Source organism: Pseudomonas sp. F8002 (assembly GCF_013385495.1).
Classification (GTDB): domain Bacteria; phylum Pseudomonadota; class Gammaproteobacteria; order Pseudomonadales; family Pseudomonadaceae; genus Aquipseudomonas.
The window spans coordinates 17,030-36,586 of sequence record NZ_JACAPW010000008.1 but is presented as its reverse complement, the minus strand read 5'-3'; the positions used below and the strand labels follow the sequence as shown (position 1 = coordinate 36,586).

The 19,557-nt window shown below is 62.9% G+C and carries 18 protein-coding genes and 1 riboswitch; of the genes, 7 read left to right on the top strand and 11 right to left on the bottom strand.

Annotated elements, in window-relative coordinates; all coding sequences use genetic code 11:
- The first annotated feature begins 25 nt into the window (after positions 1-25).
- Positions 26-192: riboswitch (yybP-ykoY riboswitch) on the top strand.
- 10 nt (positions 193-202) lie between these two features.
- Positions 203-766, top strand: a complete 564-nt coding sequence (gene mntP, locus HX811_RS07985) for a manganese efflux pump MntP (RefSeq protein WP_177020851.1) — start codon at positions 203-205, stop codon at positions 764-766.
- 177 nt (positions 767-943) lie between these two features.
- Here the strand turns inward: mntP and HX811_RS07980 are convergent, their stop codons facing one another.
- Positions 944-2,011, bottom strand: coding sequence for an NAD(P)-dependent alcohol dehydrogenase (locus tag HX811_RS07980; protein ID WP_177045480.1), 1,068 nt, complete (start codon positions 2,009-2,011; stop codon positions 944-946).
- A 142-nt stretch (positions 2,012-2,153) separates the two neighbouring features.
- Between HX811_RS07980 and HX811_RS07975 the strand changes: the two genes are divergently transcribed.
- Positions 2,154-2,972: an alpha/beta fold hydrolase gene (locus HX811_RS07975; RefSeq protein ID WP_003220116.1), complete on the top strand. Its 819-nt coding sequence runs from the start codon at positions 2,154-2,156 to the stop codon at positions 2,970-2,972.
- Positions 2,973-3,041: 69 nt separating this feature from the next.
- On the opposite strand, the gene HX811_RS07970 is transcribed toward HX811_RS07975, so the two are convergent.
- Positions 3,042-3,917 (bottom strand): LysR family transcriptional regulator, encoded by an 876-nt coding sequence (locus HX811_RS07970; RefSeq protein ID WP_008431428.1) that lies wholly within the window; start codon positions 3,915-3,917, stop codon positions 3,042-3,044.
- Between the two features lie 176 nt (positions 3,918-4,093).
- Between HX811_RS07970 and HX811_RS07965 the strand changes: the two genes are divergently transcribed.
- Positions 4,094-5,092 carry an NAD(P)H-quinone oxidoreductase gene (locus tag HX811_RS07965; protein ID WP_177020849.1) on the top strand — a complete coding sequence of 333 codons (999 nt, stop codon included), beginning with the start codon at positions 4,094-4,096 and terminating at the stop codon, positions 5,090-5,092.
- Between the two features lie 64 nt (positions 5,093-5,156).
- A complete protein-coding gene (locus HX811_RS07960) occupies positions 5,157-5,762 on the top strand; it encodes a glutathione S-transferase (RefSeq protein ID WP_008431431.1) in 606 nt (201 codons plus the stop codon).
- A 7-nt stretch (positions 5,763-5,769) separates the two neighbouring features.
- On the opposite strand, the gene HX811_RS07955 is transcribed toward HX811_RS07960, so the two are convergent.
- Together HX811_RS07955 and HX811_RS07950 are read right to left on the bottom strand one after the other, a co-directional pair.
- Positions 5,770-6,894, bottom strand: a complete 1,125-nt coding sequence (locus tag HX811_RS07955) for an alkene reductase (protein WP_177045478.1) — start codon at positions 6,892-6,894, stop codon at positions 5,770-5,772.
- A 97-nt stretch (positions 6,895-6,991) separates the two neighbouring features.
- A complete protein-coding gene (locus HX811_RS07950; RefSeq protein ID WP_008431436.1) occupies positions 6,992-7,669 on the bottom strand; it encodes a type 1 glutamine amidotransferase domain-containing protein in 678 nt (225 codons plus the stop codon).
- A 167-nt stretch (positions 7,670-7,836) separates the two neighbouring features.
- On the opposite strand from HX811_RS07950, the gene HX811_RS07945 reads away from it, so the two are divergent.
- A complete protein-coding gene (locus HX811_RS07945; protein WP_003220105.1) occupies positions 7,837-8,793 on the top strand; it encodes a GlxA family transcriptional regulator in 957 nt (318 codons plus the stop codon).
- Positions 8,794-8,797: 4 nt separating this feature from the next.
- Here the strand turns inward: HX811_RS07945 and HX811_RS07940 are convergent, their stop codons facing one another.
- Positions 8,798-9,304: a GNAT family N-acetyltransferase gene (locus HX811_RS07940; RefSeq protein WP_032898758.1), complete on the bottom strand. Its 507-nt coding sequence runs from the start codon at positions 9,302-9,304 to the stop codon at positions 8,798-8,800.
- Positions 9,305-9,492: 188 nt separating this feature from the next.
- Here HX811_RS07940 and HX811_RS07935 point away from each other — a divergent pair, with 188 nt between their 5' ends.
- A complete protein-coding gene (locus HX811_RS07935) occupies positions 9,493-10,365 on the top strand; it encodes an undecaprenyl-diphosphate phosphatase (protein ID WP_177045476.1) in 873 nt (290 codons plus the stop codon).
- On the opposite strand, the gene HX811_RS07930 is transcribed toward HX811_RS07935, so the two are convergent.
- Together HX811_RS07930 and HX811_RS07925 are read right to left on the bottom strand one after the other, a co-directional pair.
- On the bottom strand, positions 10,362-11,318 hold the full coding sequence (locus HX811_RS07930) for a Dyp-type peroxidase (protein WP_177045474.1): 957 nt from the start codon (positions 11,316-11,318) through the stop codon (positions 10,362-10,364). The genes HX811_RS07935 and HX811_RS07930 overlap by 4 nt on opposite strands.
- Before the next feature lie 57 nt (positions 11,319-11,375).
- On the bottom strand, positions 11,376-12,293 hold the full coding sequence (locus HX811_RS07925) for an ADP-ribosylglycohydrolase family protein (RefSeq protein ID WP_177045472.1): 918 nt from the start codon (positions 12,291-12,293) through the stop codon (positions 11,376-11,378).
- Positions 12,294-12,498: 205 nt separating this feature from the next.
- Between HX811_RS07925 and HX811_RS07920 the strand changes: the two genes are divergently transcribed.
- Complete coding sequence (locus HX811_RS07920; protein WP_177029379.1) at positions 12,499-14,238, top strand: dipeptidase; 1,740 nt, start codon at positions 12,499-12,501, stop codon at positions 14,236-14,238.
- A gap of 34 nt (positions 14,239-14,272) precedes the next feature.
- Here the strand turns inward: HX811_RS07920 and HX811_RS07915 are convergent, their stop codons facing one another.
- From HX811_RS07915 to HX811_RS07900, 4 genes are all read right to left on the bottom strand, one after another.
- Positions 14,273-16,012, bottom strand: coding sequence for an ABC transporter ATP-binding protein (locus HX811_RS07915; RefSeq protein WP_177045470.1), 1,740 nt, complete (start codon positions 16,010-16,012; stop codon positions 14,273-14,275).
- Positions 16,006-17,799 (bottom strand): ABC transporter ATP-binding protein, encoded by a 1,794-nt coding sequence (locus tag HX811_RS07910; RefSeq protein ID WP_177045468.1) that lies wholly within the window; start codon positions 17,797-17,799, stop codon positions 16,006-16,008. The genes HX811_RS07915 and HX811_RS07910 overlap by 7 nt, the downstream gene beginning before the upstream one ends.
- Positions 17,800-17,890: 91 nt before the next feature.
- The gene (locus tag HX811_RS07905) at positions 17,891-18,850 is read right to left on the bottom strand and encodes a FecR domain-containing protein (RefSeq protein WP_177045467.1); all 960 of its coding nucleotides are present in this window, start codon (positions 18,848-18,850) and stop codon (positions 17,891-17,893) included.
- An 8-nt stretch (positions 18,851-18,858) separates the two neighbouring features.
- Positions 18,859-19,368, bottom strand: coding sequence for a sigma-70 family RNA polymerase sigma factor (locus HX811_RS07900; protein WP_177029375.1), 510 nt, complete (start codon positions 19,366-19,368; stop codon positions 18,859-18,861).
- Positions 19,369-19,557: the final 189 nt, after the last annotated feature.

Sequence of the window (19,557 nt, the reverse complement as noted above, 5' to 3'; positions counted from 1 at the left end):
TTTTCATGATTGCGCGGCTATGATCCGCCACCTCGTTGGGGAGTAGCCTGCTTCGGATTCTCGAAGCGTTCGTATCAACATTCTCGGCAACATGCCGTGGTGCGAACACCATTTTGGTTGGTGAGACCAGCGACACATCCATGCCTGAAGTCGGGCGTGTGGTTGTGTCGTTGACTCATACAGCCCGACTGGAAGCCTTACCGTGAACCCCATTTCCCTGATTCTTCTCGCCCTTGCCATGTCCACGGACGCCTTTGCGGCGGCCATTGGCAAAGGTTCCAGCCTGCACAAACCACGTTTGACCGAAGCCCTGCGGGCCGGGCTGATCTTTGGTGTGATTGAAGCGATCACGCCGATCATCGGCTGGGCTATCGGCCAGGCCGCCACTCGCTGGGTGCAAAACTGGGACCACTGGATCGCCTTTACCTTGCTGGTAGCCCTGGGCCTGCACATGATCTACAACGGCTTGAAGGCCGATGATCCAGAGGAAGAGAAACCGAGCCAGCACTCGTTCATGATTCTTGCCGTGACCGCGTTTGCCACCAGCATCGATGCCCTGGCGGTGGGTGTGGGCCTGGCGTTTGTCGACGTGAATATCCTGGTGGCCGCTGCGGCGATCGGCTTGGCGACGATGACCATGGTAACCATCGGCATGATGCTTGGCCGGGTGTTGGGGACTGTGGTCGGCAAGCGCGCCGAGATGGTTGGCGGCGTGGTGTTGATGCTGGTGGGTGCGACGATTTTGTATGAGCACCTGTCGGCCTAGAAACCGGCGAAGATCAAAATGTGGGAGCGGCCTTGGGTGGGAGCGGGCTTGTGTGGGAGCGGGCTTGCTCGCGAAAGCGGTGGTTCATCTGGCAGATACAGCGACTGACACACCGCCTTCGCGAGCAAGCCCGCTCCCACACAAGCTCGCCCCCCACAGGGGATCTGCAGCGATCAATCAGGCCGCGTTTTTTTCTTTCTTCAGGCTCTCGATGTCGATCACGAACCGATACTTCACATCCCCCTTGAGCATGCGCTCGTAGGCGTCATTGATGCCCTGGATGTCGATCATCTCGATGTCCGAGACAATCCCGTGCCTGGCGCAGAAATCCAGCATGTCCTGGGTTTCCTGGATGCCACCGATCAACGACCCGGCCAGGCTGCGACGCTTGAAGATCAGGTTGAACACGGTCGGTGACGGGTGCGGGCTATCCGGGGCGCCCACCAGGGTCATGGTGCCGTCGCGCTTGAGCAGGTTGAGGAAGGCGTCGAGATTGTGGGACGCGGCCACGGTGTTGAGGATGAAGTCCAGGGAGTTGGCAACCTTGGCCATTTCGTCCGCGTTCTTCGACACCACCACTTCATCGGCCCCCAGGCGCAGGCCGTCTTCGCGCTTGTTCGGCGAGGTGGTGAACAGCACCACGTAGGCGCCCATGGCATGAGCGATTTTCACCGCCATATGGCCCAGGCCACCGAGGCCGACAACGCCGACGCGCTTGCCCGGCCCGACGTTCCAGTGGTGCAGCGGTGAGTAGGTGGTGATGCCTGCACACAGCAGCGGCGCGACCGCCGCCAGGTTGCTCTCGTCGTGGGAGATGCGCAGGACGAACTTCTCCTTGACCACGATATTGTCCGAGTAGCCGCCGAAGGTGTTTTCGCCGCCAAAAGCCGGGCCGTTGTAGGTGCCGGTGAAGCCGTTTTCGCAATACTGCTCCTCGCCCTCGGCGCAGGATTCGCAGTGCTGGCAGCTGTCGACCATGCAGCCGACACCGGCCAAATCGCCCACCTTGAACTTGCTGACATTGGCGCCCACGGCGGTCACTCGGCCAACGATTTCATGGCCCGGTACCGACGGGTACAGGGTGTTTTTCCATTCGTTGCGTACGGTGTGCAGGTCCGAGTGGCAGACGCCGCAATAGAGGATGTCGATCTGCACATCATCGGCCCCGGGGGCGCGACGTTCGAACGTGAAGGGTTTGAGCGAATCCTTGGAGTCACGAGCGGCGTAGCTGTAAGTCTTGGCCATTTCGTTCACCTGTTTGTTCAGACGGTAGAAAGCAGTTGACCAGCATAGACGCTGAACCGTTCAACCGAGCACAGGCATACAAGTCCCTCGTCAGATTCTGCGCCTATAGTATTGGCTGCCCTCTCACCCAAGGAGTTTTGCCATGAGCACCCTACGCACACAAGACGGTACCGAGCTCTACTACAAGGACTGGGGCACCGGCAAACCGGTGCTGTTCAGCCACGGCTGGCCGCTGGATGCCGATATGTGGGAATACCAGATGGAGTACCTGAGCAGCCGCGGCTACCGCACCATCGCGTTCGACCGCCGTGGTTTTGGCCGCTCGGACCAGCCCTGGACCGGTAACGACTACGACACCTTTGCCGACGATATCGCCCAGTTGATCAACCATCTGGATCTGCAGGACGTGACCCTGGTGGGCTTCTCCATGGGCGGCGGCGATGTCAGCCGCTATATCGCCCGCCATGGCAGCGCGCGCGTGGCCGGGCTGGTGTTGCTGGGGGCGGTGACGCCGCTGTTCGGGCAAAAGCCGGATTACCCGCAAGGGGTCGAGATGGCAGCGTTTGACGGGTTCAAGGCCGCGCTGCTGAAGGATCGCGCGCAGTTCCTGGCAGACTTCAATACGCCGTTCTATGGCATCAACAAGGGCCAACAGGTCTCCAGCGGTGTATTGACTCAAACACTGAACATCGCCCTGCTCGCCTCCCTCAAGGCAACGGTGGATTGCGTCACCGCGTTCTCGGAAACCGACTTCCGCCCGGACATGGCCAGGATCGACGTGCCGACCCTGGTTATCCACGGTGATGGCGACCAGATCGTGCCGTTCGAAACTACCGGCAAGGTCGCCGCGCAGATGATCAAAGGCGCGCAGTTGAAGGTGTACAAGGATGCCCCCCATGGTTTTGCGGTGACCCACCAGCAAGCCTTGAACGAAGATCTGCTGGCCTTCCTGCAACGCTGAGCCGATTGCGTTCTCCTGCGACGGCTTATTTCTGGCCGGGCTGACACCCGGCCTTTTCAGGCAGTCGTACTATTCCCCGGTGCCGGCAAACCCCGCGACGATCTCGTCGATCACCACCCGCACCCGGGCGGTGTGCCGCAGGTCGGCATGGGTCACCAGCCACACATCGTAGGGCAACGGCCGCGTGCGGTCCGGCCACAGCCGCACCAGGCCGTCGCGTTCGCCGGAAACTATCGGAACCTCACCGATACCGATCCCTGCGGCGATGGAGCGGCGAACCAACAGGCTTGAACTCAAGGCCGCAACAATACGTCCGCGTCCCAGCGGCTCGCTGACCAGGGTCAGGTCCTTCTGGCTTTGCAGGTGCGGCTGATACACCACCAGGTCGTGTCCTTCGAACAGGCTGCCCGGCTCGGGTGCGCCGTGCCGATCGATATACGCCTGCGAGGCAAACAGCCCCACCGGCCAGCGGGCGATGCGCCGGGCGATCAGGTCGGGGTTGTCCGGGCGGGTATTGCGCACCGCGATATCGGCTTCGCGTTTGGCCAGGTTAAGCAACTGGGTCGAAGCGTCCATCTGCACGCGCACGTCAGGGTGCGCATCGTGCAGCCGGGCAATGGCCGGGATCAGGAAGTCGATGGCCAGGGAATCGGTGGTGGTCACCCGTACGGTGCCGGTCAGGCGGTCGTCCAGGCCCAGGACCTGACGCTCCAGGTCAAGGGCCGAGCGCTCCATGTTCTCCACCGATTGCAACGCGGCCTCACCCACGGCGGTCAGCGCATAGCCCTCGGAGGTCCGCAGGAACAACGTTGCGTTCAAGGACTTTTCCAGGGCATTGACCCGTCGCCCCACGGTGGCCTGATCCACCCCCAGCACCCGCGCGGCTCCGCGTAATGTGGACTCGCGGCACACCGCGAGGAACACCCGCGCATCGTCCCAATTCATGGCTTTCCCCTTCGATGCATTTTTGCATCAGCGTGACGTGTAATCGCAGCATTATTGCATCACTCATCACGGCTATGCTGGGCACCAGAGAAAATACCCAGGATCGCCAGCAGGCTGAACCGCTCGGTAACGGGCGCGGTCCCAACCCATACGTTCATTGCTACAGGTGCGCTCAAATGACTCTGCCCCACGAAATGACCCTGATCGAAATCACCAGCCCCGGCGGCCCCGAAGTCCTGCAACCACGCCAGGAGCCGGTACCTGTCGCCGGCCCCGGCGAAGTGCTGATCCGCGTGCACGCCGCCGGCGTCAATCGCCCGGACGCCCTGCAACGCGCCGGCACGTATCCGATGAAACCCGGCATGAGCCCGATTCCCGGGCTGGAAGTGGCCGGTGTGGTGGTCGCGCTGGGCGAAGGCGTCAGCGAGTACGCGCTGGGCGACAAGGTGTGCGCCCTGACCAATGGCGGCGGTTATGCGCAGTACTGCGCAGTGCCCGCCAGCCAGACCTTGCCGGTTCCCGATGGCCTGGACTGGATTCAGGCGGCAGCGATCCCGGAAACCTTCTTCACCGTATGGGCCAACCTGTTCGGCATCGGCGGTGCGCATAAAGGCCAGCGCGTGTTGATCCATGGCGGCACCAGCGGCATCGGCACCACCGCGCTGATGCTCTGCCGCGAGTTCGGTATCGAAGCGTTCGCCACCGCCGGCAGCGTGGAAAAATGCGCCGCCATCCGCGAACTGGGAGCCGAGCCGATCAACTACCGGGAACAGAATTTCGCCGAGGTCATCGCTGACAAGACCGCGGGCAAGGGTGTCAATGTGGTGCTCGACATCATGGGTGGCTCCTACCTGAACGACAACATCAGCGCCCTGGCCATGGAAGGTCGCCTGGTGATGCTGGGCTTCCTCGGCGGCGCACGCGCCAAGGACATCGACCTGCTGGCGATCCTCGGCAAACGCGCGATCGTTACCGGCTCGTTGTTGCGCTCACGCACCCGGGAAGAAAAAGCCGCGATTGCCGCACAACTGCGCGAACACGTGTGGCCGGTGCTGTCGGCCGGGCGTTGCCTGCCGATGATCGATGAGGTGTATGCCTACACCGACGCCGCGAAGGCCCATGCGCGCATGGAAGGTGGCGACCATATCGGCAAGATTGTGTTGCGGGTGGATTGATAAACATGCGGAAAAACGGTTTATAACGTCATCAGAACAAAACACTGCGGTTAATGGAGGCTTCATGAAACTGGTCGGCATGCTGGACTCGCCCTACGTGCGCCGCGTGGCCATTTCCCTGGAACTGTACGGCGTCGCGTTCGAACACCAGGCACTGTCGGTGTTCAGCACCTTCGATGAGTTTTCCGGGATCAACCCGGTAGTCAAGGCACCGACGCTGGTGCTCGACGACGGCACGGTGCTGATGGATTCCGGCTTGATCCTCGAGTACCTGGAAGCCCTGGCGCCGGCCGGCAGCCGATTGTTGCCCCCGTCAGCCCCAGCGCTTGCCAGGGATCTGCAAGTGATCGGCCTGGCGCTGGCAGCGTGCGAAAAGACCGTGCAGATCGTCTACGAACATCACCTGCGGCCCGCCGAAAAACTGCATCAGCCGTGGATCGACCGCGTGACCGGGCAACTGCTGGCGGCCTATGCATTATTGGAGGCGCGGGTGGCCGAGCGCGACAGCGACTTGCCGCTGACCCAGGCGAGCCTGACGGTGGCGGTCGCCTGGTCCTTCACCCAGCTGAAGATAGCCGACGTCGTGAAGGCCGATGCGTTTCCCCACTTGCAACGCCACGCGGCCCTCGCCGAGCAGCACCCGGCATTCGGCAAATACCCGATCGAGTAGCCCGTGCCTACCCGGCATACACCGGGTAATCGGTGAAGCCCACCTCGGTGCCGCCATACAGGCCGTCCGCGTTCAACGGGTTCAGCGGCCAACCGTTGAGCAGGCGTTGGGGCAAGTCGGGATTGGCAATGTACGGCCGGCCAAACGCGATCAGGTCTGCCAGCCCCGCCTCTACCAACCGCACGCCGCGCTCTGCGGTGTAGCGGCCGGCGTAGATGATCCGGCCGCTGAAGGTGTCACGCACCGCCTGGCGGAACGACTCGGGCAACTCGGGGGCATTGTCCCAGTCGGCCTCGGCAATCGACACGTAGGCGATGCCGGCCGCCTCAAGCACCTTGATCGCCTCGATGTAGGTGTGATGCGGGTCTTCCTCGACGAGGCCGATGTAGACCCGGTCCTGGTCAGTGCCGCTGAACAACGGCGCAAAGCGCACACCCAGGCGCTGCGGGCCGACTACTTCGGCCACCGCCTCGACGATTTCCCGCAGGAACCGCAGGCGATTGTGCAGTGAGCCACCGTATTCATCGTCGCGCTGGTTGGAATGCGCCGAGATGAACTGGTTGACCAGGTAGCCGTTGGCCGAATGAATTTCCACGCCATCGAAGCCTGCGGCCAATGCATTTTTTGCAGCCTGGGCGTAAAGCCCCACCAACTCCTTGACCTCGACGGTAGCCAGGGCGCGCGGCTCGGGTGGCTGCACCAACTTACCGGTGCCGGGCCCGGTTGCAACGAATGCCTTGGCTTGCTGCGGCTGGATCGCCGACGGCGCAACGGGTGCTGCGCCGTCGGGCTGCAGTTCGTGATGGGACACGCGGCCCACATGCCAAAGCTGGGCGAAGATCACGCCGCCTTCGGCATGCACGGCATCGGTCACGGTACGCCAGCCGTCAATCTGCTCCGGTGTATAGATGCCCGGGGTCCAGGCGTAACCCTGGCCGCGAGGCTCGATTTGCGTGCCCTCGCTGACCATGAAGCCGGCGGTAGCACGCTGGCGGTAATAAAGCGCCATCAAGTCCGTGGCGATATCACCGGGCTGGGCACTTCGCTGGCGGGTAAGCGGCGGCAGGACGATGCGGTTTTTCAGGGTGTGGTGCCCCAGTTTGATCGGGGTACCTAAAGCGCTGTTGCTCATGGGGGACAGTTCCGGATTCAAATTTCAGACAAGCAGAAGCTGCCGGCTCCCGCTCAGGGGAGCCGCCAACAACGTACTTTTGGGGGGATTCAGCGGGTTACGCGGTCAGCTTCAACAGCGCTTTGGCAACGTCACTGGAACTGGCAGGATTCTGCCCGGTGACCAGCAGGCCATCTTCAATCACAAAGGACTGCCAATCGGCACCCTTCTCATACGTGCCGCCCAGTGCCTTGAAATCATCCTCGATCAGGAACGGCACCACGTCGGTCAGGCCAACCGCTGCTTCTTCAGAGTTGGAGAAGCCGGTGACGCGTCGGCCCTTGACCAGCGGCTCGCCGTTGACCGCCTTGACGTGACGCAAGGCACCCGGGGCGTGGCACACAAAGCCAATCGGCTTGCCCGCACGCTCGAAGGCTTCGATCAGGGCGATGGAGGTTTTCGACTCTGCCAGGTCCCACAGCGGGCCGTGGCCGCCTGGGTAGAACACGGTGTCGAAGTCGCCGGCGTTGACCGACTCCAGCTTCACGGTGGTGGCCAGGGCCTGTTGCGCCGCCGGGTCGCTGGCGAAGCGGCGGGTCTGGTCAGTTTGCGAATCCGGCAGGTCGCTGACCGGGTCCAGGGGCGGTTGCCCACCGGCCGGCGAAGCCAGGGTCACGTCGGCCCCGGCGTCCTTGAACGCGTAGTAGGGAGCAGCAAATTCTTCGAGCCAGAACCCGGTCTTGCGGCCGGTGTTGCCAAGCTGGTCGTGAGAAGTCAAAACCATCAATACTTTCATGTGCCAGTGCCTCGGGGTGATGTGGGTTGGAATGGAATCAAGCTTAGGAGCCGGGCCAAAACCGCACAATGTCATGTCCGCAAGGATTCCGGACATTGCGCCAAGGCGGTTGCCGTTTCCCTGGCACACGCCGACAATCACCGCTCCGCGCCCCCTGGAGAGATGAGATGCACAGCATTGCGCTGATGGTGTACCCGAACTTTCAATCCTTGAGCCTCAGCCTGGGCTCGGTGTTCGAGTGCGCGAATCTGCTGCGTGGCGAGCAGGCTTATGAGTTTCACCTGGTGTCGGAAAGTGGCGGCCCGATCATGACGTCCCAGGGCTTCTCGGTGAACAGCACGCCGATCCGGCCCGAGGGCTATGACACATTGATCGTCAGCGGTTACCTGGAGTTCCAACTGCCTGACGCCAGCCTGCCGAGGCTGGTCCAGGCGGCGTCCAAACAGTCGCGGCGGATTGCTTCGTTGTGCATGGGCATCTTCGTGCTGGCCGAGGCGGGATTGCTCGAAGGCAAGCGCGCCACCACCCACTGGCTGCACGCACCGGCCTTTGCCAAGCGCTACCCGCAGATTCGCCTGGAGGAAGACAAGCTGTTCGTGGTCGACGGCCAGATCTGGACCGGTGCCGGCATGAGCGCCGGGGTGGACCTGGCACTGGCGATGGTGGAGAACGACCTGGGCAGCGACCTCGCCCGCCGCATCGCGCGCAAGCTGGTGATTGCCCAGCGCCGTGGCAGCGAACAGTCGCAGCTATCGGCGTTGCTGGAACTCGACCCCAAGTCCGACCGTGTGCAGCTGGCCCTGGCCTACGCCCGGGAGAACCTGACCCACGACCTTTCGGTCGAGGCCCTGGCGGCCGTGGCGCGGCTCAGCCCACGCCAGTTCAGCCGGGTGTTTCGCGAGGAGACCGGGCAAACCCCGGCCAAGGCCATCGAATCCCTGCGGGTGGAAGCCGCCCGGGCAATGATGGAAACCAGTCGGCACCCGGTGGAAGTGGTCGCCCGCGAGACCGGGTTCGGTGATCGCGAGCGCATGCGCCAGGCGTTCCTGCGGGCGTTCGGCCAGCCGCCACAGGCGATGCAGGCGGCATTGTTCAGTGCAGGGGCTGGCGCAGCGTTTAGCTGATGCCTCAGTGCAGCGCCGCCCGCGTCACCAGGAAGCTCAGCAGGTTCGGCTCATCGTCCAGCTCGATGGCCTGCACCGGACGCGGCAGGTTATCCAACACCGTGCGCCAGAACGCCTGGCTCACTTCATCCTGATCATAGAAACGCACCAGCCAGTTCGCCTCGCCGCTGCTCAACACCTGAGTGGCGATGGCGCGGCCAATGCCCTTGCGGCGGTAGCGTTTGAGAATGAACAGGTCCGCCAGTTCCAGCGCATCGATCCCCGGCAACTCGCTGCCTTCGATCAGCAGGAAACCGGCGATAAAGCCATCGACCAATAACAGGTTGGCGCTCCATTGCGGGTCTTCCCAGTAGCGGGCCAGGTGCTCCTCATGGATGTAGAAGCGACCGTCCACCTCGACATCTTCCTGTTCCCAGTCCGAGGACTCGTAGGCGTAGAACTGGTAAAGGTTGGCGATCAACGTGGCGTGTTCCGGGCCGGTCTCGATCAGTTCGACGGTGGTATCGGGGATTGCAGGCATGGGCATCTCGGCAAAAAAACAGGCCGCCATTGTCAACAAAGCCACCTGCAATGCCAATACACCGGCCAAGCTTTCTGCTTGCTGAACCGATCGCGCTTTTCTCGTGTCAACGACAAAATCGTTACAAAGTTAGACTAAACTCCGCGTCACTTCCCCCCCTTGCTTTCAGGATAAGTACTTTGACAAACGTCTGCACCAGCGGCCTCGATGTCGGCTTTGCGTCCCTGGATTACCTGCAAATAGGCATCCTGGGCATCATTCAGGGCATCACCGAATTGTTGCCCGTGTCTTCCACCGCCCACATGCGCATCGTGCCCGCCCTGCTCGGCTGGCCGGATCCCGGCTCGGCGTTTTCCGCAGCCATGCAGTTGGCCGCCCTGGCAGCAGTGGTCAGTTACTTCTGGAAGGATGTACGCCAGGTCACGGTCGGCAGCATCACTGCGGTGCGCCAGGGTGACTACAACAACCAGTGGTTCAAGCTGGCGGTGGCCATTGTGCTGGCGACGATTCCGATCGGGATTGCCGGGATAGCCTTGTCGTCGACCCTCAACTCCTGCAACTCGCCGCTGCGCGGGCTGATGGTGATCGGGATTTCCTGCCTGGTGATGGCGGTGCTGCTGGCGGCGGCTGAACTCAGCGCGAGGCATAAGCGCACGGTGGGCGAAATGCGCCTGCGGGATGCGCTGATTGTCGGCATTGCGCAGATCGGTGCGCTGATTCCAGGGGTTTCCCGCTCGGGTTCGACCCTGACCGCCGCACTGTTCCTCAACTTCAAGCGTGAAGAAGCGGCGCGGTTTTCGTTCCTGCTGGGCTTGCCGGCGATCGCCCTGGCGGGTTTGAAGGAACTGTGGGTGTTGTTCCGTGCCGACCTGCCCGCCCACGCCTGGCCGCATTTGATCTTTGGCCTGGTGGTTGCCAGTGTGTCGGCGTTCTTCGCGATCTGGGGCCTGATGAAGTTCCTGGAGCGATTCTCCACCTGGCCGTTCGTGATCTACCGCGCGGTGCTGGGGGTGTTCCTGATTGTGGCGGTGAGCACCGGGTTGTTGGCCTAAGGCGCGCGGTCGGCCAGTTCTTCGAGCAAATCCGCTGACGGTATGAAGAACAGGCCGCCGGTGACCGCCGTGCTGAAGTCCAGCAGGCGGTCATAGTTGCCGACCGGTCGGCCGACAAACATGTTCTCCAGCATCAACTCCAAAGGCTCTGGCGAGCGCGCGTAGCCGATAAAGTACGTCCCGAATTCCCCCGCGCCCGGCCGGCCAAAGGGCATGTTGTCCCGCAGGATCTTCACTTCTTCGCCGTCCTTGGTGATGGTGGTCAATGCACTGTGGGAATTGCTCGGCTTGGTCGCATCGTCGAGCTCGATGTCCGACAACTTGGTGCGCCCGATCACCCGCTCCTGCGCCTCCACCGACAATTCATTCCAGGCCTGCATGTTGTGCAGGTACTTCTGCACCATTACATAGCTGCCGCCGCTGAACGCCGGATCCTCATCACCGACGATGGTGAAACCCACCGCCTTGCGCCCGACCGGGTTCTCGGTGCCGTCGACAAAACCGATGATGCTGCGCATGTCGAAATAGCGGAAACCCTGGACCTCGTCCACCACCGTCACCGCATCCCCCAGCGCCGCCATCAACTGGGTGGCCAATTCGAAACACAGGTCCATCTGCTCGGCACGAATGTGCAGCAGGATATCCCCCGGCGTGGCCGGCGCCAGGCGCCCGGCCACGCCCACTTCCTTGAACGGATGCAACGCTGCTGGCCGCGGCCCCCCGAACAGCGCGTCCCACGCCTTGGAGCCAAATCCTGCGACACACGTCAGGTTGCCCGCCGGTACACGCTTGCCGACCGAGCGCACCAGGCCGGCGATATCGGCGCACCAGCTGCGCACCGCCTCAGCCGAGTCACTGCCAGGCGCCAGGGTCGCGACCATGAAAATGCCGCTGCTGGTGATCGGGCTGCAGACGGATTGGGGTTCAAGGTTTTGATCGGATGGCGATGTCATTGAGAGGTCCACGGGTGGCGGTCGAGATTCAACGAGCGCAGATTAGCAGACACTGAGTTAAAGTGCGGCTGCCTGGAGTTGCGCCGCCTGATACAACGCGTCAGCAGTTTCTTGAATATCTTCACACTGCCACAACTTGCCCAACCACTCGGACGGAATGCCCTGCACGCCGTAATACGCGCCCGCCAACTGACCCACGATCGCTGCGGTAGTGTCGGCGTCATCCCCCAGGTTTGCGGCAGCCAACACAGCCTCGGCAAAGCTGTTGGTGTGATGAAAACACCATAGCGCCGCTTCAAGCGAAGCCACTGCGTAGCCAGAACCCACGATGTCACTGCGCGCCTTGTCGAGGTAGTGCCCATCAGCAATGTCCGCAACTTTGGATTCGCTCAACTCCAGGTAGCCGACCTGCAATACCTGCGGTTTCGAATCCCCCCGCAGCGCATTCGCAATACACTCAGCCAGCACGAGGCAACATTCAATCGCCTCCATCGCGCCATGGGTCGTGCGGGAACTGTCGACGGTAAACTCACGCAGGCGCTCGGCATCCGGAAAATAGAACAGCACCACCGGCGCCAGGCGCATCATCGACCCGTTACCCGCTGAGTAAGGATCGGTGGAGCCCGCGAACGGGTCACCGGAGTACTGATACTCCGCCAATGCCTCACGAACCGTCGTGCCAATATCGAAACATTCACCCGTCGAGCTAAGGTAGCCCCACTTCCACCAGTTCAGATAACGGCCCATCTGATCGGCAGCGTCAAAACCATTCTTGCGCAGCAGGCTTTCGGCCAGACAAAGCGCCATGGACGTGTCATCCGTCCACTGGCCCGGTAACAGTTGAAAGGGCCCACCACCAACCATATCGATGACAGGGGCAAACGAACCACGGCGCATGAACTCAACAGTAGTCCCTACTGCATCACCGCACGCCAGGCCAAGCAGGCTGCCGCGGTAACGCTCTGAAAGCATCATCAATCTCACTCCTTTGCACAATTAACACCCTGATAGGAGAACCATACCGTAGCTTTCCGTTCAATGGGTTGCTGTGCATTTCTATGGGAAATTTCCCACTCAGACACTCCCCTACCCCTGCCTCCCGATGGTAGTGTGTGAAATTGTTTCTGACCTTTCGATCAGACATTTCTCACTCACTCCCTGCAAAGGAATGCCCCCAGCAATGGATTTTTCCCTCAAGCAACTGGCCGTAGCCACCCTGATGGCCGCCAGCCTTTCGGTGTTCACCACCCAAGCTCAAGCCAACCTCACCCCACAACAGAACGCCGTCATCCTGAAGACTTTCAGCGATGCCTCGGTCAAGGATTTCCGGCAGTTCCTCGCCAGCCTGGCCAAGAATGACGTGGCCAAGAGCGACAACCTCGGCCCGGCCATCAGTGCCTTTCTCGACAATAAGGACCTGAGCGCCGACCAGCAGAATGAAATCCATCGCCTGCTGGGCCTGTATGCGCGGGTGAAGTACGGTGCGGCCGCCACTGAAACCCTGCGTGAGCTGGTGGAGATCCCGACCTTCCAGGTCGCCGGCGTGGCCCAGCACGACAATCCCGAGTTCATCAAGATCGCCGCCAAGATCAAGAGCCTGGCCGAGTCGTTCAACCTGAACTTCCGCAACATCGACAACCGCGTCTACGAGATTTCCCTGGAAGGCAGCGGCGATGAAGTGGTCGGCATCCACGCTCACGCGGACGTGGTACCGGTAACCCCGGAAAACTGGGTGCTCAAGGACGGCACCAAGCTCGACCCATTCAAGGTCACGCTGATCGGCGACCGGATGTATGGTCGCGGCACCGAGGATGACAAGAACGGCATCGTGGTGGCGATGTACGCGATGAAGGTGATCAAGGAAGAGAAGCTGCCGCTGGCGCGCAATTTCAAGCTGCTGGTGGACACCACCGAGGAAACCTCCGGCGACGCGATCCCGTACTACTTCGAGCACAACCCAACGCCCAACTACAACCTGGCGCTGGACGGCGGCTACCCGGTGGTGATCGCCGAGAAAGGCTACGGCACGGTCATGGCCAAGTTCCCCAAGCGCAAGGCTGAAGGCAAAGGCGCAGAAATCATCTCGATGACCGGCGGCAAGGCCACCAACCAGATTCCGTCGGCGTCGGTGGTGACATTGCTCAGCGACAAGCCTGCCGAACTGGCCGCCAGCCTGCAAAAGGCCGGCAGCGAGTACGCCAAGCGCAATGGCGGCGACTTTGAAGTGGCGGCCAAGGTCGTCGGCAAGGACGTTCAGTTGACCGTCACTGGCGTGTCCGCCCACTCCTCCGAACCGGAATCCGGGGTGAACCCGGTAGCCAGGGTCCTCGACTTCCTCAACAGCCTCGACGGCAAGGTCGCGCTCAAGCACAACCAGTTCACCGACGCCGCGCACTACGCCGCCAACAACTGGGGCCTGGATTACCTGGGCGCCAAGCTGGGCGTGGGCTTCTCCGATGCGTTCATGGGCCCGCTGACCACCTCGCTGACCTATGTGGGCGAAGATGACACTACCTTCAAGCTGGCGGTCAACCTGCGGGTGCCAAAGGGCAAGTCACCGGAAGCGCTCAAGGCCGAAATCGCTGACAAGCTCAGCGCCTGGACCAAGAAAAACCACGTGGCTGTGACCTTCGATTACTCGATCGCCGAGCCGATGTACCGCAACCCTGAAGGCGAGTGGGTCAAGGCGCTGTTGGCGGTGGCCAGCGAGAACCTGGGCATGGAGCACAAGTACGGCACGTCTGCCGGCGCTACCTCGGTGCATGAGCTGCCCAACGGCGTGCAATTCGGCCTGGCACGGCCGGAGGTCAAGTACACCGGCCATACCGACAACGAGTTCAAGACCGTCGACCAGTTCCTGCTGGACCTGCAGATCGTCACCGAAATGATGGGCCGCATCGGGCAACTGCCGAAGCTCTGACCTGCCCTTCGGACCCGCCGCCCTGGCGGGTCCACTAAGCGATACGCCAGCCTTTGGACGCCCGCCGCTGCGCGAGGAACCGGGCATAGCGCCCTTGTCTTGCGGTCAATTGCTCAGGCGTGCCCTGCTCCACGATCCGGCCTTCATCGAGCACCACGATCTGATCGGCCATCACCACCGTCGACAACTGATGCGCGATCACGATCAGCGTGCATGTGCCGCGCAAGCGTGCCAGGGTTTCGGCGATGACCGCCTGGTTCTCGGCGTCCAGTGCTGCCGTGGCTTCGTCCACCAGCAGGATCGGCGCGCCCTTGATCAACGCACGGGCGATCGCGACACGCTGACGCTCGCCACCGGACAGGCGTGCCCCGCCCTCACCCACCGTGGTCGACAGGCCCATGGGCAGGCGCTCGATAATCTTCTGCACGCCAGCCTGCCGCGCGGCCTCCAGTACTTGTGCGTCGCTGGCGTCGGGTTTGCCGAGGCGAATGTTGTCGGCGACGCTGCCCTGGAACAGGTACGTGTCCTGGAAGATCTGGCTGATCTGCGCGTTGAGCTGCTCACCGGACATCTGTCGCACATCCACGCCTGCGATGCACACCTGGCCCTGGCTGACCTCGAAAAACCGTGCGACCAACCGCAACAGCGTGGTCTTGCCCGAACCGGAAGCCCCCACCAGCGCGGTCATGCTGCCGGGCTCAATACGCAGGTTCACCCCGCGCAGCACGTCCCGCGAACCGGCCGCGTGGCGAAAGCTCACATCGAACAGTTCCACCGAGGCATCCCGTGGAGATTGCGGCGCGCTCGGCACCTTCAGGGGCGACGCGGCCAATATCTCGCGCACCGCCTCAAGCTGCACCCCGGCACCGCGCAACGTTTCGCCATAGCCGGCCACCTCCAGCAACGGGTCAATGAAGCGGCTGACCAGCAACAGCGACACCATCACCGCAATCACCGAGCCCACGTGCAAGGCATTTCCCAGGTAAGCGTCAAGCCAGAGCGCGGCGGCGATCAACAAGGCCGCGAACACCACCTGCACCAGCCACATGTTCAGCAGAATCGAGGTCGCGGACAGCAGGATCAGGCGCGCCCCGGCCGCGTGCTGCTGCTCGATCGCCCGTTGCAGGAACACCGAGCTGCCGCCGCCACTGAACGCACGCAACACCGACTGCGACTGGGCGAACTCCAGCATGCGCTGGCTGGTGTCGGCCGAGCTGCGCTGGAACGCCCGGTCGGCGCGCCGCCCAAGGCGGGCGCTGAGCCAGAACGCGCCGCCGAGAATCGGCAACGCCAGCAAGGCAATCAGGCCCATTTTCCAGTGCAGCACAAACAACGCCAGTACCAGCACCAATGGCGTCACCACGCCGCTGAGCACCGGAGTAAATACATGGGCCGGCAGCTGAGCCACGGCCATCATGCCCTGGGTCACCACCTGGTTGAGCCGCGCCGTGTTATCAGGCGTGAACCAGCCGACAGGCAGTTCGGCCACATGGTCGCCGATGCGCTGGCGCCCGCCTTGCAGCACCGCCACACCCACCGCGACGCCAGCCTTTTCAACCTCGCGTCGCGTGGCCCAACACGTCGCCACCGCCGCCAGGAACACCACCAGCCACAACGCCGCTTCGGCCAGATCACCGTTGAGCATGTCGGTGAGTACCGGCACCAGGGCGGCGAGGGTCAGCCCGCACAGCGCACCGTAGAACATCACTTTCCCGACATAGCGACGGAAGACCGGCCCGTCATCGCCCAACAGTTCGATAAAGGTTTTCAGCATGTCGGCAGCGCCTGTTCGCGGGTCTGTTTGTAACCGCCCGACGCCCACAGGCGCGCATAACGGCCCTCTTGCGCGATCAGTCGAGGATGGGTGCCCTGTTCAACAATACGGCCGTTTTCCAGCACGATGATGTGGTCGGCGTGCATCACGGTATCGAGGCGATGGGCAATCACCAACAGCGTGCGCCCTTGGGCAAAGCGCGACAGCGCCTCCTGGATTGCCACCTCGTTTGCGGCATCGGCGGCGGCCGTGGGTTCATCCAGCACCAGCACCGGCGGCGCCAGCAATACTGCGCGGGCGATGCTGATACGCTGCTGCTCGCCACCGGACAACTGCGCGTCCTCGCCGATCACCGAGGCATAGCCCCGTGGCAAGCCGATGATGCACTCATGAATATTCGCGGCCCGTGCGGCCGCCTCGATTTCCTTGCGGCTGGCGCTGGGCCGGCCGAGGGCGATGTTTTCGGCAACGCTGGCGTGGACCAGGCGCACCTCTTGCAGCACAAAGCCGATCAGGTTGTAGAGCTGCGAGGTCTCGATCTGCCGCAGGTCGACGCCGCCCAGGGTGATACGCCCCTCGGTCGGGTCAAAAAACCGCAGCAGCAGGCGCGCCAGGGTCGACTTGCCCGAACCCGAGGCGCCGACGATGGCGGTTACGGTGCCGGGCTTGAGGGTAAAGCTGATGTTCGACAGTACCGGGTGCTGCGGGTCATAGGCGTACCCGAGGTTTTCGACGCGTACTTCGGCGTCCTTGGGCAAGCGTTCGCACCCCGGCTCCACCTGCGCCAGCACCGGCGTCGCCAGCAGTGCCTGCACGCGCTGGGCCGCGCCGGTGGCGTTGTCCAGATCATGCACGATGTAACTCAGCAGCATCAGTGGCGCGCAAATGCCCGGTGCAACAATGGCGAACGGCAGCACCTCCACCGCGCTGATCCAGCCCAGGCTGACAAACACCAGGCCAAACGTCAGCACCATGGCGAGCACCGTCACCGGGGCGATCATCGCGTTGGCATTGGCCATCGTCCCCACCAGTGGCCGGGTGAACTCAACGAAGGCTTCGCTGAAATCATCTACCGCCTTGCGGTAACTGGCGTGGGCCTTGCCGGTGGCACCGAAGGCCTTGACCACCGGAATGCCGTTGACGAACTCGACCACCGCGTTATTGACCCGGGTCATGCGCTCGACAAAGGACTGCATGTGGCTGCCGCTGGCTTTCATCGCCCGGGTAAAAAACAGCAAAAACCCCGGAAACGGCAACAGCGAGACCAGCGCCATGCGCCAGTCCACCATGAACAGATAAGCCGCCGACAGCAGCACGGCCCCGGCACAACGGCCCACGGTGGTGTAGAAATGCGCAGTCAGGCTGTGCAGGGTGCCGATGTCATCCTGCATCGCCTGCTTGACCTCGCCCGACGCCCGCTCGGTGAACCAGGCCAGCGGCACCTGGCTCAGGCGCTGGGCGATGGCCAGGCGCAAGTGGCGAGTGATGTGGTTGTCGGCCAGGTGCGCGACCGTCTCCGCAACTGTCATCAACAGCAGGCCCGCGAACAGGCTCGCCAGGCTGAGGCTGATGGTCAACCAGACCTCGCCCGATGCCTGGGCCATCGACGGCGCGCCGAGGGCGACCCTGGCGATATGCACAATGCCCCCCAGCGGCACCAGCGTCAGCATACTGCCCACACCGGCCAGCAGTGCCGCAGCGATCAGTCGCCCGCGCACCGGCCGCAACACTTGCGAGACCGCGCCGCGCCTCCTGGGTTTGGCCGCAGCCACATCCTTGTTACTCATGAAGTCTCCCTGACTGAATGAGCCTTTGCTCGCCCTTACCTTATCTTCCGAACGAGCGGCCAAAACCCTCAATCGAAACCTCAAGGAATTTTCAGGCAGGGGCGCGGACCGTCACCCAATAGCGGGTGCGCCGCACCACCTGGATCGGCAACGCGGCGGCCAGGTTGTCCAGCGCCAGGTCGGTATTGTCCAGGTGCAATACACCGCTGACCCGCAGCATCGCCACCTCAGGCGCACAGCGCAGTACACCGCGGCGGTAGCGTCCCAGCTCGGCGATCAGTTCGACGAGCCGGGTGCCATCGGCCACCAATAGGCCCTTGACCCAGGCGATGCTGCGGTCAGTCACTGCTGCGGTCGGCTGCACGGTGTCCCTGGAAACCGTGGCGCCTTGACCTGCCTCCACCCGCGCACCTGCGCCATGGTCGGGCTGCACCTGCACGGCGCCCTCAAGCACGGCCAACTGGCAGTTGCCGTCGTCGCATTGGCGCAGGCTGAAACGCGTGCCCAGGGCATGAAACACGCCCTGGCGACTCTGCACCCGAAACGGCCGGGGTGACGGCGCGGTCGTGATGAAGACCTCGCCGGCCCGCAGCAGCACCAGGCGCTGGTCGTCATCGAACTGCACGTCAATTGCTGAAGCCGGGCCCAATACCAGGCGGGTACCGTCGGGCAATATCACTTCGCGAACTTCGCCGGTGCGGGTGCTATGGCCGGCACTTGCCAGTTGCCAGGCGTCGGTGCGGCGCACGCCGTAGGTGAGGCCACCGGCTGCGACCAACAGGCCCAGCAGGCGCAGGGTGCTCCGGCGATCGGGGGAGTCGGGAGCGTCGGGTTCGGCCAGGCTGTGCCTGGCCACCGGCGCGGGGATGCTGTGGAGTTTTTGTTCGAAGCCCAGCAGGCGTGTCCAGGCCAGTTCGTGATGGGGGTGTTCGGCGCGCCAGTGCAGGCAGTTGGCGTGGTCTTCGGCGCTGGCGTCATCGGCCCACAGGCGGGCCATTAAGGCGGCGGCGCGCTCGATGATATCCGGGGAGATTGGCTGCTCGGTCGACATTGCGAGGGTCAACCGTACAGGGTCTGGTAGCAGGCCAGCAGGCCGGCGGCGATGTACTTTTCCACCGAGGAGACGGAGACCTGGAGCTCGGCGGCGATCTCGCGGTAGCTCAGGCCATCGAGCTTGCACAGCAACAGGGCCTGGCGCGCCTTGGGTGGCAGGCTGTGCAGGGCGGCGTCGATTTGGATCAGGGCCTCGATGGCCAGGGCGCGGGTTTCTTCATCGGGGGCGCAGGGTTCGGGCAACAGGGCCAGGGCTTGCAGGTAGGCGGATTCGATCTGGCGGCGGCGGTAGAGGTCGATGACCAGGCCGTTGGCGATCTGGGTCAGGTGCCGCCGGGATTCGCCGGTGGGCGGGAGTTGGCCCTTGCGCATGAGTTGCAGGTAGACGTCGTGGGCCAGGTCGGCGGCGTCGAATGCGTTGCCCAGCTTGCGCCGCAACAGGGTACGTAGCCAGGCGTTGTGGTCGACGTATAGATTTTCAACCTGGCGTTGAAAGGCGAACTGTCCGATGTTCACAAACCTCTCCTTTTACCCAATGGGCCCGGGGGTGCTGGGGCGATTGGGCTGGTAATGATTTGCAAGACTATCGGCTCTGGGCTGCGGGTGCAATGCGGGGGGATGGCGGGGTTATGGGTACATATCCGTTGTTTTTGTCAGGGCTTGGATTGGTTCCGCTCTTACAGCGGGGCGCCCAAGATCAAGATC

Coding starts and splice junctions, on each gene's coding strand:
- HX811_RS07980 (WP_177045480.1), bottom strand. CDS start 2,011: ATGGCCAAGACTTACAGCTACGCCGCTCGTGACTCCAAGGATTCGCTC.
- HX811_RS07975 (WP_003220116.1), top strand. CDS start 2,154: ATGAGCACCCTACGCACACAAGACGGTACCGAGCTCTACTACAAGGAC.
- HX811_RS07970 (WP_008431428.1), bottom strand. CDS start 3,917: ATGAATTGGGACGATGCGCGGGTGTTCCTCGCGGTGTGCCGCGAGTCC.
- HX811_RS07965 (WP_177020849.1), top strand. CDS start 4,094: ATGACTCTGCCCCACGAAATGACCCTGATCGAAATCACCAGCCCCGGC.
- HX811_RS07960 (WP_008431431.1), top strand. CDS start 5,157: ATGAAACTGGTCGGCATGCTGGACTCGCCCTACGTGCGCCGCGTGGCC.
- HX811_RS07955 (WP_177045478.1), bottom strand. CDS start 6,894: ATGAGCAACAGCGCTTTAGGTACCCCGATCAAACTGGGGCACCACACC.
- HX811_RS07950 (WP_008431436.1), bottom strand. CDS start 7,669: ATGAAAGTATTGATGGTTTTGACTTCTCACGACCAGCTTGGCAACACC.
- HX811_RS07945 (WP_003220105.1), top strand. CDS start 7,837: ATGCACAGCATTGCGCTGATGGTGTACCCGAACTTTCAATCCTTGAGC.
- HX811_RS07930 (WP_177045474.1), bottom strand. CDS start 11,318: ATGACATCGCCATCCGATCAAAACCTTGAACCCCAATCCGTCTGCAGC.
- HX811_RS07925 (WP_177045472.1), bottom strand. CDS start 12,293: ATGATGCTTTCAGAGCGTTACCGCGGCAGCCTGCTTGGCCTGGCGTGC.
- HX811_RS07920 (WP_177029379.1), top strand. CDS start 12,499: ATGGATTTTTCCCTCAAGCAACTGGCCGTAGCCACCCTGATGGCCGCC.
- HX811_RS07915 (WP_177045470.1), bottom strand. CDS start 16,012: ATGCTGAAAACCTTTATCGAACTGTTGGGCGATGACGGGCCGGTCTTC.
- HX811_RS07910 (WP_177045468.1), bottom strand. CDS start 17,799: ATGAGTAACAAGGATGTGGCTGCGGCCAAACCCAGGAGGCGCGGCGCG.
- HX811_RS07905 (WP_177045467.1), bottom strand. CDS start 18,850: ATGTCGACCGAGCAGCCAATCTCCCCGGATATCATCGAGCGCGCCGCC.